The organism is Occallatibacter gabretensis (genome assembly GCF_001449115.1).
Classification (GTDB): Bacteria; Acidobacteriota; Terriglobia; order Terriglobales; family Acidobacteriaceae; genus Telmatobacter; species Telmatobacter gabretensis.
This window is the reverse complement of the sequence record NZ_LAIJ01000009.1, coordinates 1,558,687-1,571,653: the sequence shown is the minus strand read 5'-3', so window position 1 is coordinate 1,571,653 and position 12,967 is coordinate 1,558,687. Positions and strand designations below refer to the sequence as shown.

At 57.7% G+C, this 12,967-nt stretch carries 9 protein-coding genes; 7 read left to right on the top strand and 2 right to left on the bottom strand.

Translation table 11 applies throughout. From position 1 onward, the window contains the following. Positions 1-131: 131 nt before the first annotated feature. The 7 genes from prpC (at position 132) to VO84_RS12770 (ending at position 9,242) form a co-directional block, all read left to right on the top strand. Positions 132-1,286: a bifunctional 2-methylcitrate synthase/citrate synthase gene (gene prpC, locus VO84_RS12800; protein WP_058188005.1), complete on the top strand. Its 1,155-nt coding sequence runs from the start codon at positions 132-134 to the stop codon at positions 1,284-1,286. A gap of 134 nt (positions 1,287-1,420) precedes the next feature. Beyond that, positions 1,421-2,869, top strand: a complete 1,449-nt coding sequence (locus tag VO84_RS12795; RefSeq protein ID WP_058188004.1) for a bifunctional 2-methylcitrate dehydratase/aconitate hydratase — start codon at positions 1,421-1,423, stop codon at positions 2,867-2,869. A gap of 276 nt (positions 2,870-3,145) precedes the next feature. Next, positions 3,146-5,524: a M1 family aminopeptidase gene (locus tag VO84_RS12790; protein WP_058188003.1), complete on the top strand. Its 2,379-nt coding sequence runs from the start codon at positions 3,146-3,148 to the stop codon at positions 5,522-5,524. A gap of 101 nt (positions 5,525-5,625) precedes the next feature. Then, positions 5,626-6,123, top strand: coding sequence for a hypothetical protein (locus tag VO84_RS12785; protein ID WP_157439866.1), 498 nt, complete (start codon positions 5,626-5,628; stop codon positions 6,121-6,123). A 164-nt stretch (positions 6,124-6,287) separates the two neighbouring features. Continuing rightward, positions 6,288-6,812 (top strand): zinc ribbon domain-containing protein, encoded by a 525-nt coding sequence (locus VO84_RS12780; RefSeq protein WP_058188001.1) that lies wholly within the window; start codon positions 6,288-6,290, stop codon positions 6,810-6,812. A gap of 85 nt (positions 6,813-6,897) precedes the next feature. After that, positions 6,898-7,743 (top strand): LytR/AlgR family response regulator transcription factor, encoded by an 846-nt coding sequence (locus VO84_RS12775; RefSeq protein WP_058188000.1) that lies wholly within the window; start codon positions 6,898-6,900, stop codon positions 7,741-7,743. Positions 7,744-7,793: 50 nt separating this feature from the next. Further along, positions 7,794-9,242, top strand: a complete 1,449-nt coding sequence (locus VO84_RS12770; RefSeq protein ID WP_058187999.1) for a metallophosphoesterase — start codon at positions 7,794-7,796, stop codon at positions 9,240-9,242. Here the strand turns inward: VO84_RS12770 and VO84_RS12765 are convergent, their stop codons facing one another. Together VO84_RS12765 and VO84_RS12760 are read right to left on the bottom strand one after the other, a co-directional pair. After that, positions 9,243-10,985, bottom strand: a complete 1,743-nt coding sequence (locus tag VO84_RS12765) for a M1 family metallopeptidase (protein ID WP_058187998.1) — start codon at positions 10,983-10,985, stop codon at positions 9,243-9,245. 39 nt (positions 10,986-11,024) lie between these two features. Then, positions 11,025-12,905, bottom strand: coding sequence for a glycoside hydrolase family 127 protein (locus VO84_RS12760; RefSeq protein WP_058187997.1), 1,881 nt, complete (start codon positions 12,903-12,905; stop codon positions 11,025-11,027). Positions 12,906-12,967 lie beyond the last annotated feature (62 nt).

The following is a 12,967-nucleotide window of genomic DNA, read 5'->3' as shown; positions in this document are numbered from 1 at the left end:
TGCTGGGTTGTGCTGCTTCTACTCAGAAAAATTATCGGAAGAAGCCGACGGCCTCGGAAATAGTTTCGATTGACTGACTCTAGACACCCGTACGCAGCGTTCGATACGGTGAAGCTCTCGGGAGTTGTGTGATGAGCGAAGCTGCAATTGCGACATTTAAGCCGAAGAAATCTGTGGCGCTGTCTGGGACGCCTGCCGGGAACACTGCACTGTGTACCGTGGGCCATACGGGTAACGACCTGCATTATCGCGGGTACGACATTCATGATCTGGCTGCGCACTGTGAGTACGAAGAGGTGGCATATCTACTGCTGCATGGCAAGCTGCCTACGGCGGCGGAGTTGGCTGCTTACAAAAGTGAGTTGAAGGCGGCGCGCGGACTTCCAGATGCGGTTTTGAAGGCGCTGGAGCTGCTGCCTGCTACGGCGCATCCGATGGATGTGTTGCGGACGGGTGTTTCCGTGCTGGGGTGCGTTGAGCCGGAGGGGCTGGACCATAATGCGGCAGCCGCAACGGCGATTGCCGATGGGCTGCTCTCGAAGCTGGTTTCGATGTTGTGCTACTGGCTGCAGTTTGCGCGGCATGGCAAACGGATTGCGATTGAGACGGATGATGATTCGATTGCGGCGCACCTGCTGCATCTGCTGCATGGCAAGCCTGCGAGCGCGGAGTGGGTGGCGGCGATGCAGGCCTCGCTGATTTTGTATGCGGAGCATGAGTTCAACGCTTCGACGTTTACGGCGCGGGTGATTGCGGGGACGGGATCGGATATCTATTCATGCATTACGGGGGCGATTGGCGCGCTGAAGGGGCCGAAGCATGGCGGCGCGAATGAAGTGGCGCTGGAGATTCAGGAGCGCTATGCATCTGCGGATGAGGCTGAGACGGATATTCGGCGGCGGGTGGCGGAGCGCGAGGTGATTATCGGCTTCGGGCATCCGGTGTATACGATCAGCGATCCGCGGAGCGAGATTATCAAGGGGATTGCGCGCGAACTTTCAGATGAGGCCGGCGGTATGACGCTGTATGCGGTTGCGGAACGGATTGAAGCGGTGATGCATGAGACGAAGCGCATGTTTCCGAATCTCGACTGGTTTTCTGCGGTCGCATATCACGAAATGGGCGTGCCGATTGATCTGTTTACACCGCTGTTTGTGATTGCGCGGACGGCGGGATGGGGCGCGCATGTGATGGAGCAGCGTGCGGATGGAAAGATTATTCGGCCGAGTGCGAATTATACGGGTCCGGAAAATCTGGAGTTTGTGGCAATCGAGCAGCGGATCTAACCTCAGGCAAGAGATTCCCTCAGGGGCTAAAGCCCGCTATTTTTGCCGCATTCTCGGCACAACTAAAGTCGTGCCCTGTTACAAAACCTATCCAAGACGATCGACCAAATATTGCCTAAGATCAGGAGTCTTACTTGTCCTCTCATATTTCGAATGACCGTCCTGCGCCGGATCAGGTGCTTGTTGATATTGCTGATTACGCGCTGAATTACTCGATTGAAAGCGAGCTGGCGTGGTCTACTGCGCGGGCTTGTTTGATTGACACGCTGGGATGTGGGCTTGAGGCTCTCGAATATCCGGCCTGTACGAAGCTGCTGGGGCCGGTTGTGCCGGGCACTGTTGTGCCGAATGGGGCTCGGGTGCCGGGGACGCCGTATCAATTGGATCCGGTGCAAGCGGCTTTCAATATTGGCGCGATGATTCGGTGGCTGGACTTTAACGACACCTGGCTGGCGGCGGAGTGGGGACATCCTTCGGACAACCTGGGTGGGATTCTGGCGGTGGCGGATTGGATTTCGCGCACGAACATTGCTGAAGGGAAGCAGCCGCTGACGATGCGCGATGTGCTGGGTGCGATGATCCAGGCGCATGAGATTCAGGGATGCATTGCGCTGGAGAACTCATTCAACAAAGTTGGCCTGGACCATGTGGTGCTGGTGAAGGTGGCTTCGACTGCCGTGGTGAGCAGGCTGCTGGGGCTGACGAGGGAGCAGACGATTAACGCGATTTCTCTGGCGTGGGTGGATGGGCAGAGTTTGCGGACGTATCGCCATGCGCCGAATACGGGAAGCCGGAAGAGCTGGGCGGCGGGCGATGCGACGAGCCGCGCGGTGCGGCTGGCGCTGATGGCCCAGTCTGGAGAAATGGGTTATCCCACGGCGCTGACGGCGAAGACGTGGGGCTTTTACGATGTGAGCTTCAAAGGGCAGCCGTTCAAGTTTCAGCGGCCTTATGGCACGTATGTGATGGAGAATGTGCTGTTCAAGATCAGCTATCCGGCGGAGTTTCACTCGCAGACGGCGGTAGAGGCGGCGATGACGCTGCGGAAGCAGCTTGATGAGCGTGGGCTGACGGCGGATGCGATCAAGAGCATCACGATTCGCACGCATGAGGCTTGCCTGCGGATTATCGACAAGAAGGGACCGCTGGTGAATCCGGCGGATCGCGACCATTGCATTCAGTACATGGTGGCGATTCCGCTGATCTTTGGGCGGCTTACTGCGGCGGATTACGAGGATGGCGTGGCCTCTAATGCGCGGATTGATGCGCTGCGCGAGAAGATTACGTGCGTGGAGGAGCCGCAGTTTACGCGCGATTATCACGATCCGGAAAAGCGGTCGATTGCGAATGCGCTTCGGGTCGTTCTCGCAAATGGAGACCTGCTGGAACAAACAGTTGAGTATCCCATTGGGCACAGGCGGCGGCGCGAGGCTGGGTTGCCGCTGCTGGTGGAGAAGTTCAGGACGAACCTGGCGCGGCGCTTCCCTGCTGCACAGCAGGAGCGGATTCATGAGGCTTCGCTTGATACGAAACGGCTGGATGCGATGCCGGTGAATGAGTATGTGGATTTGTATTTGCCGTGATGTCCGGGTCGGTGAACGGGAGTGCTATCCCAGGTCTCAAAATAGAGACCTGGAGGACCCGCGTGTTGGGGTGGAACGGGCGGAAAGCAAAAGCGGGTCCTTCCCTCCGCCTGAAAAACGGCTACGGTCAGGATGACGGACTTTGTGTGGGGACCAGGCAGCAGTGGACGGCAAATTTTTCTTCGCGCAATGAACGGTGAGAGGGGATAATAATGTCACCTCCAAATCTAATTTTTGTGCTGGTGTATCTTGCTGGATTTTCGTTCTCGTTGCCCGTTGGTTCTGTGCCTTGTTCTGTTTGCCGCTGTACTGGGAAGCACATCCCTCTGTGCACAGCGGCCACCCAATTCCAATGCTTATTATCAGCAGCTCAGGAATCTGCTGCCCGGCGGTGAAGTGATTGCTGTGCATCACCTGGAGCTGAAGCGTGATGCCGCGGTTTTCACATTTGAGAGTGGCGACATCTCGTTTTATGGCGAGGTGAACGGCAAGGTGACGGGCGCGGTGTTTCGCGGGCAGGGTCATCTGCATCTGACGCCTCCGACGCTGGAGGAGCGGCACAATCTGCGCATTCTGAGCCATGCGGAGGAGTTCGATGAGGACTTTGACCAGGCGGTGCTGCGCTTTACGGATAAGACCGCTGCGGAGTTGCATCAGGCGGGTGCGGGCAAGGGCGGCGATAGCAAGCCGCTAATTCAGAGTGCGATGGAACTGCATGCCTTTCAGCGGCTGAAGCTGTTTGAGAATATCGACCTGCGCTTGCTCGAAGATGTGTTGAGCCCGGCTGATGGCGGATTCTTTATGGCCGCGATGCATGGGAAGAAAAATCCGCACCTGATCTTTACGGTGGACCCGGACGGGGCTCGGCATGTGGCTCCGGAAGAGGTTTCACTGCTGACGCTGAATGACTGGGGCGAAACGTATCTGTGCGCGTTTTCATCCGGCGAAGGACACGCCCACGCGAGGAGCCGGTCTGACAGCGGCGCGTATCGCATTGATCGTGAGGATCTGGACACAACAATTGAGAAGAGCGGGTTTTTGACCGGCATGGCGACGCTGCACGTGGTTGCGCAGCAGGATGGCGTGGCGGCGGCGCGGCTGTCGCTGTTTCCGAGCCTGCGAGTGAGCAACGTGGCTAGCGCGAGCGGCGAGGCAATGGATTTTGTGCAGGAGAAGAAGGAAGAGGATGCGGATTTTGGCGTGATTCTGCCGCATGCGTTGAAGAAGGGCGAGGATGTTTCCATTCGCATTACCTATGGCGGCAAGGATGTGGTGACGAACGAGGGCAACGCGAACTACTACCCCACGGCGCGCGAAAGCTGGTATCCGAATGCGGCGCGCGGGCTGGGCGACTACGCAACATATCACATGCTTTTTCATGTTCCGAAGGGATTGAACCTGATTGCCACGGGCACACGCGTAAATGAAACAACTGACGGAAGGATTACAACCTCTGAGTGGAAGACCGATGTGCCGATGCCGGTGGTGGGCTTTAATCTTGGCCGGTTCACGATGAAAGAAGGCGTGTTGCCGGGCAAGCTGGGCGACAACCTGACGATTGACGCGTATGCGAATACGACCCCGCCGGATGAGTTTGAAAACATGGGCAGCGCCGGCCTGGGGAACTTTAATGCTCCGGGGATGCTGCCGCAGCAGCTGAGCGAGGGCGAAGCGGCGGCGCAGATTTATACCAATTACTTTGGGCCGCTTCCGTATGCCAAGGTGGCGCTGACGCAGCAGTTTGCGTGCGACTACGGGCAGAGCTGGCCGATGCTGGTGTATCTGCCGATCTGCGGGTTTCTGGACTCGACGCAGCAGCATTTTATGGGGCTGCACCCGGAGGACATGTACTGGAAGGTGGTGACGGCGCACGAGGTGGCGCATCAGTGGTGGGGCCAGACAGTGGGCTTCCGGAGCTACCGCGATCAGTGGATGAGCGAAGGATTCGCCGACGCCTCGGCTGCGATGTTTCTGCAGGCCACGCGTGCGAAGAACAACGACTTTCACGAGTTCTGGAAGCAGCAGCGCAAGCTGATTACGGAGAAGAACGCGCAAGGGTTCCGGCCGATTGATGTGGGGCCGGTGACGATGGGCTTCCGGCTGGCGACAGAGAAGACGGGCTGGAATGTTTATCAGAATCTTGTGTATCCGAAGGGCGCATTCATTCTGCACATGCTCCGCATGATGATGTGGCAACCGGCGGATGGCGATGCTCGATTCCGGGAGATGATGCACGACTTTGTGGCCACGTATCGGCTGCAGGCCGCTACGACGGAGGACTTCAAGGCGATTGTGGAAAAGCACATGACGCCTGGGATGGACATGGATGGGACGCACACCATGGACTGGTTCTTCCGGCAGTATGTGTATGGAACGGACCTGCCGGTGTATCACTTTGAGTCACAGGTGACAACGGCCGACAACGGAGGAGTGAGCCTGCATATCAAGCTTGTGCAGTCTGGCGTGCCGGATAACTTCCGGAGTATTGTTCCGATTTACCTGGAGTTGCAGGACGGCAAGGTGTCGGAATTGGGGTCGGTGCGGATGAATGGCAACACGACGCTGGAACACACGGTTGCGCTACCGAAGCCGCCGGCGCCGATCAAGAAGGTGTGGATCAACTACAACTACGACGTGCTGAGCCTGGAAAACTAGCCTGAGAAGCAGCCTGGAGAGGTGCGAGCAGGATTACGAGTGGAGTGCCGGCTGCTGCGGTATACTCCTCACGAATTATGATTCCTGATAGAGGTAAGACCATGCATTTCACGAGACTTCGCGCATTTGCCGCTGCGGTGGTGATTTCAGTCGCTGTTGTGGCATCGGCCCAGTCGGGCACCGTCCTTAAGCCTGCCGACATGCAGAAGCTGCTGCCGGCTACGGTGTATTACAAGGGGCAGTCCGCGCCGGTGCAGCTTCGCAACTCCAGCGGAGTGAAGTTTGGCGATGGTTATAATGTACTGGCCGCAATGGTGGACACGAGCGGCTACTCGAGCGATGTGTCTGCGAAGTATCAGGCGTATTTCATTACGGAAGTGGCAGTGAAGCTTGGCGGGCAGGTGCTGCCGGCGGGCATTTACGGGGCCGGGATTGTGGGCGGCAAATTTGTGCTGACGGATGTGGGCGGCCACGATGTGCTGACTTCGCCGATGGCTACAGACGACGCGATGAAACACCCGATTCCTCTGCAGTTTATCTCCACCGGAGGCGGGTACCGCTTTTATCTGGGGCGACAGTTTGTAACGCTTAGCAGGTAGGTCCAGACATGCAGGGACGGTGGTATGGGAGGAAAAAATGCGATCAATATTGCGTTCGGAGCCCGGCAGCCGCAACTTCCCACAGGACGGCCCCGTCAGTAAGATAGGAGCACACTCGAACTTCCCGTCACGCTCCAGGGAGAGTCTGCGGGAGGGCCTTTGCCATGCATAACCCGGAAGCCATCCAAGTCGATAATGACGCACGTCTGATTCCAGCCTGGTCGATAGGCCTGGCTGTGGTGGCATTTGCCGTTGTGGAGTACTACTTCTGGATGGTGCTGCCTGCCACGCGCCACCATGCCCCGCCGCCGCTGGGCTTCCGTATCTACTTCAACCTGTCATGGGGACTGCTGGCGGCGATTTACTTCCTGATGATTGGCTATGTGAGCAAGGATGCGCCGCGCCGGGCGATGAGCGCGCGCTTCTGGATGGTGCTCTGCTTTGTGATGCCGGGCGGCATTGGCGCAGTCCTGTACTTTCTGCTGCGGCAGCCGCTGGTTTCGGCCTGCCCGGCGTGCGGAACGTTTACGCAGAGCGACTTCCATTTTTGCCCGCAATGCAACTACCAGCTGACGGCAAGCTGCGGCAACTGCTTCCGCACTGTGCGCTCGACAGACCAGTACTGCACGCGCTGCGGCCACGAGCTGGCCGAGGACCACATGCCTGCGCGGCTGCACTTGATGGGCTAAAAACAGAGCTCCGGGGTCAATCGTCAATTGACCCTGAGCGCGCACCGGCCCTGGAGCGCGCTTTTCCTCTACAATCGTGCTTGGCATGGCACTTTCCGCGCTCATCATCGATGATGAACAACTGGCTCGCGACGAGCTGAAATATCTGCTCGACCAAGTGGGCGGCGTGGATGTTGTGGCGCAGGGCGCCAACGGCATTGAAGCGATTGAGCTGATTGAGGAGCACCACCCGGACCTGGTGTTTCTGGACGTGCAGATGCCGGGGCTTGATGGCTTTGGAGTGCTGAAGCAACTGGCGGAGCGCGGCACGGCGAAGGCTGCCGGAAATGCCGGTGAGGAGCTGGAGCCGCTGCCACAGATTGTCTTTGCCACGGCATACGACCAGTACGCGGTGCGCGCCTTTGATGTGAACGCCGCCGATTATCTGCTAAAGCCGTTTGACCGAGCGCGAGTACAGCAGGCCGTGGAGCGCGTGAAGAGCCGCATGGCCGGCGGGCCGGAGGCAGGTACCGCGACGCACGCGCCGTCGCAATCCCAATCGCAAATTGACGCGCTGCTGAAGCTGCTGGGCGGCAGGCCGGGCGCCGCGGCGCAGCATGCCAAGCTGATTGTGCAGGCGCAGAGCCGGCTGCTGCTGGTGGACCAGGCGGAGATCTGCTATGCCTCGATTGACGAGGGCGTGATTCATGTGGTGACGCAGCATTTTGAAGGGCAATCGAAGTGCCGCACGCTCGAGGAGCTATTAGAACAACTTGATCCCGCGGTTTTCTGGCGCGCGCATCGCGGTTTTGTGGTGAACATCAATCACATACGCGAGGTGGTTCCGTGGTTCAAATCGAGCTACCAGCTTCGCATGAACGACAAAAAGCAGACAGAGATTCCGGTAAGCCGCTCGCAGACGCGTCATCTGCGCGAGTTGTTCAATCTGTAACTGCTCGTTGAGCAGCTTCCAAAGAAAATTCCACGCATGGAGAGCCTTGCATGGCCCGTTGTTTGCTGCCTTCGCTCAAGCTAACTGTCCTTTTGGCCGCTGCGCTTGTTTTTTGCGGAGAGATGTTTGCCGAACCCGCAACTGCTGGAGTCACAGCGCTGCTGGTAAGCGATGTACACTTTGAGCCTTTCTGGGATCCAGCAAAGGTGCCGCAGCTTGCTGCCGCGCCGGCGAGCGAGTGGAAGACGATCCTGGCTGCGCCGCCCTCGGCGGATCAGGCGCAGCGGTTTGCTGCATTGCAGCAGACATGCAATGCGCGCGGCGTGGATACGAACTACACGTTGTTGGCTTCGAGCCTGAAGGCTATGCGAGCGCGGGCTGCGGATGCGCAGTTTGTCACCATCAGTGGGGATCTGATTTCCCATGCGTTCTCCTGCAAATGGATGGCAGCGATGCCGAATGCGAAGCCTGCGGAGTATGAAGCCTTTGTGGTGAAGACGCTGGAGTATGTGCTGAGTTCGTTCCGCACGGAGTTTCCAGCGACGCCGGTGTATGCAGCGCTGGGCAATAATGATTCGAGTTGCGGGGACTACAAGGTCGATGCGAACAGCAGCTTTCTTGCCGCGGCGAGCAAGGTTTTTACAGAGAAGCTGCCGGCGACGGAGCGCAAGGCTGCGGAAGAAACTTTTGCGGCGCGCGGCGACTTCCGTGTTGCGCTGCCTGCGCCTTTTGAGCATACGCTGCTGCTGATTTTGAATGACATTTTTCAATCGAAGAAGTACCAGACCTGCGGGGGGAAGACGGATTCTTCCGGCGCTATGGCGCAGATTGCGTGGCTCAAGAGCGAGCTGGATGAAGCGAGGCAGAAGCACGAGAAGATATGGGTGATGGGACACATTCCACCAGGCGTGGACCCTTATACGACTATCTCCAGGATGCGGAATGTCTGCGGAGGCAAGGATCCGGAGATGTTTCTCTCGTCAGATGATTTGGCCAATACGCTGGACAACTATGGCGATGTGATCCGGCTGGCGATCTTTGGGCATACACACATGGATGAGATGCGCGTGGTTGAGCAGTTTCCGCTCAACGGGAAGGACGAGCCTGTTGCCCTGAAGATGGTTCCTTCGATCTCGCCTGTGAATGGAAATAATCCGGCGTTCACGATTGCGACGGTTGATCCGGCTACGGCTACGCTGCGTGATTACCGCGTGATTGCTGGATCGAACCAGACGGGCGTGGATACGAATTGGAGTGAAGAGTACGACTACGCAAAGGTCTACCATCGGCAGGCTTTTGCGCTTGCGGATGTGGAGGCGCTGGCTGATGAATTTGCTGCGGACACTGGAGCGAAGTCCGCCGAGAGCCGGAGCTATCTGCGCGATTACTTTGTAGGCGACAAATCGGCGGAACTGACATTCGTCTGGCCGCAGTACACATGCGCGCTCACGAATATGAGCGCGGATGCGTATCGCGCATGCCGCTGCCCGGCGAAGTAGCTATTGTTTGTTCACGTCCACGTAGTAGAAATCAGTCGCAACCTGAAAGTCATCCTTGCTGAGCGGTGATTGCATCCACTGCCATTTCGTCGTGGGATGAATGATCTGCCAGTGATCGGGCGTGCCTACACGTATCGGCATGGCGAAGTCGTCTTCGTCGGCGTCCCATTTGTACATGACCAGATTTGGGGACTCGCCAAAGAGCAGCTCAAGCCGTGGAATGTGTGCGCGGCGAAGGTACTGGTTAAAGATGGGCGTGAGATTCATGCCGGAATGCTGATTGAAGTAGGCGACGATATCTTCCGTCTCGATTTGCTGATGCTTAAAGTGCTGATAGAGTCCTTTGATCAGCGCGAACCATTTTGCATCATCATTGATCACGCTGCGGAGCGTGTTTAGCATGAGCGCGCCTTTGAAGTACTGATCTTCCGTGGGATCGGCGTTGACGCCGCGCTCAGCGATGATCGGGCGAAGATTATGTATCTTAGGCCTGTAGCCGCTTAGATACTTGATAGCATCGGCCTTACCCCAGCGGTATTCGACATACAGGCTTTCGAGATAAGTGTCCCAGCCTTCGTGAATCCACATATCGGATGGATCCACGGCGGTGATGCTATTGCCGAACCACTCATGGCCGCTTTCGTGAATGATGATGAAGTCGAACCTGGGACTGATGCCTACGCCGGTCCAGTCGCGGCCGTAATAGCCATTCTTGAATAAATTACCGTAAGTGACGGCACTCTGGTGCTCCATGCCGGTGTAGGGAGCCTGGATCAGCTTATATCCGTCTTTTGCGAAGGGATACTCGCCGAAGTAATGGGTGTAGGCTTCGATCATGCCTTTAGCCTGCGAGAATTGCGCTTTGGCTTTGTCAAGATCTTCGGGAAGCACGTAGAAATCGAGCGGCAGGTCGCCGAACTTATCGGAAAAGTGAACATAGTTGCCTATGTTCAGCGAAACATCGTAGTTATTGATGCCGTAACTGATATGCCAATCCCAGCGTGTATAGCCATCGCCCAGGTCGGTCTTGCTCACGAACTTGCCATTTGAAACATCGACTAGACCAGTGGGGATGGCGACGCTCAGGTCCATGCTTTCGCCTTCATCGCGCCACTGATCCTTGTTGGGCCACCAGACATTTGCGCCGTCGCCCTCGCAGGCGGTGTTGATCCAGTCGTGGCCGGAAGAATCTTTTTTGAAGGTGATGCCGCCAAAACGCCCGACCTCCGGTGGATTGCCAGAGTAGTAGAGGTCGATGGATACAACCTGCCCGACGCGCAGCATAGACGGGAAGTTGACGAAGACGGCGCTGCCGTCGCGTTCATATTTAAGCGGCGTGTCGCCGAAGAGAATCTTGTCGATGTTCAGCTTGTCCGTCAGGTCGAGCTGGATGCGATTGCCGGCTTTGAGCATACGAAAGCGGATGGTGTTTTTGCCGCTGATGTATTTCTTTTCCGGATCGAGGCGGATGTCGAGGTGGTAGTAGAGCAGCTTGTTGTTCTCGCGGTATGGCCCGTAGGCGCCACGGAGCATATCTGCGCGGATGGGAATGGGCGCGCCCGCGTCATTGGGCCGGATGCGCGGCTGCGGCTTGGCGGGTTGTGTCTGCGTTTGTCCTGTTGCTTGCCCTGCTGCTTGTCCAGTTCCCTGCCCTGTGCCCTGATTCGCGTTCTGGCCGTTCTGTTGCGCCACCGCTGCGCAGCTGATCGCAACCGAGGCCGCAAACATTGAAAAGCGCTTCATCCGCATTGCACACATTTGTATCTTTGTCCTTTTAGCTTGTCAGCCGATCTGGAAATAAGTGGAGTAACGCTCGTCTAGTACCTTATGCATCGGCTTGAGCCGAATCGATTCGGCCTGTCCGCGCGTTTCAAAGGCGAGCGCGGCTCCGGGGACCTTCTCGACCCACATTTCGCCGGGCTTGCGCTGAATACGCGGCATGGCGAGTGCGGGCAGCTTGCTCATATCAGGGCCCTCGTGGTTTTCAATGAGCAAGCGCGTCAGGCCATCGCGTCCCATGGCTGCGGCGAGCGTCAGCGGCCCGTAAGCAACTGCGGCAAGATCGGGGCTGCCGGGGACAGACAGCTCACGCAGTTTCATGGGCAAAGTCATTTCAACACGATCGCCATCGTGCCACGTGCGCTGGAGGGCGATGTAACCGTCGGCTTCAGTTGCGAAGGAGATGGCGTGGCCGTTGACGGTAACGCGGGCATCGTTTGCCCAGCCAGGCTTGCGCAAGCGCATGGTGAATACCGTCGGCTGAGTGGCGTGAAGTACGAGAGTCGTTTTTTCTTCTTCGGGGAAGAAGGTGTGTTGCTCGATGCGAAGATGCTTCTCCGGCCACTCCACGTAAGAGGCAGCGAAGTGATTCACGTAAATGCTTTCGGCATCGCGGAAGTAGAGCGTGTCGATGAGCTTGGAGTACTCTTCGATGCCGGAGCCGGTGCAGCACCAGTTGGAATCAAACTGGCTGCCGAAAGTCTTCCATGCGCCGGCGGCTGTGGGCACGTAATACATGAGCATTCCTTCGGGGTTTTGCGTGCCCATGCGGACGTTCCACAGGAGACGCTCGTAGTAATCCATGCGGCGCGCTTCAGGATTCCAGCCGAAGAGATGGCGCGTGAGCTTGAGCATGTTGTAACTGCAGCAGCACTCCTGCCCAGCCGCTTCCAGATGTGCGCCTGCGGTGTCGGGCGCACTCCAGCCTTCGGTGGCGTTGGAGGTGCCGCCGGCTGCGAAGGTGTGGTGATCGACGACAGTGGACCAGAAATACTCGGCAATGGTGTGATAGCGCTCACTGCCGGTGAGCTCATAACCGCGCGCCGCGCCGATGACCTTGGGAATGTTGGTGTTGGAGTGCAGGCCGTCGAGATTGTCCTGATGCGCGGCCAGCGGGTCGAAGAACTTCTTGTGTTCAAAACGCAGGCCACCGTCGAGATACTTCTTTTCGCCGGTGATTGCGTAGAGATTGAAGAGCGCTTCGTTCATGCCGCCGTGCTCGACCAGCTGCACGCGCGCAAGTTCTTCGTCGGAGAGCGGTCCGATCCAGTTGATGGCCCAGTCGGCCATGCGCGTGGCAGTTTTGAGGGCAGTGTCGCTGCCGCAGTGGACATACATGTCAATGTGGCCGGCGAGGATCTTGTGGTAGGTATAGAAGGGCGCCCAGACCTCCTTGTAATGACGGAGGCGATCGTAAAAGTTTTCAGGATATGCGCCGAGATAGCCGTTGGGCTGCTGGCATTTGGCAAGCTCTTCCACCAGATTGATCGCTTTGGCTCGCAGTGCTTCATCCCACGTGGAGGCGAACATCAGTGCACAGGCGGAAAGATAGTGGCCGCCGGCAAGATGGCCCCGCAGTTCGCTGTTCGGCAGCTCCCAGCCGCCGAGGGATTGCGCATTGGACGGAAGCCCGGCAGTAAGACGGAAGTTATGCAAGAGGCGGTCGTTCGGCAGCATGAAAAGATAGACGCGGTTGCGTTCCTGCGCCTCTTTAAACGGGCCATAGAGCAGGCGCACCTGCGACATGGGAAAAGGCTGCGCCTTCCAGGGAATGGTTTCCGTGACCGCGTCCGAAGCCGCAAAAATCTTTCGAGGCGTGAAGGCAGCGGCTGCCGCAAGCGCGGCCGAGGACCCGATAAAATGGCGGCGTGAGATGGGACGCATTGCAGGTTGCTCCTATGTGAAAAGCCGGCACTGAATAGACTAGCGGAGCGATGGCTGAGTGA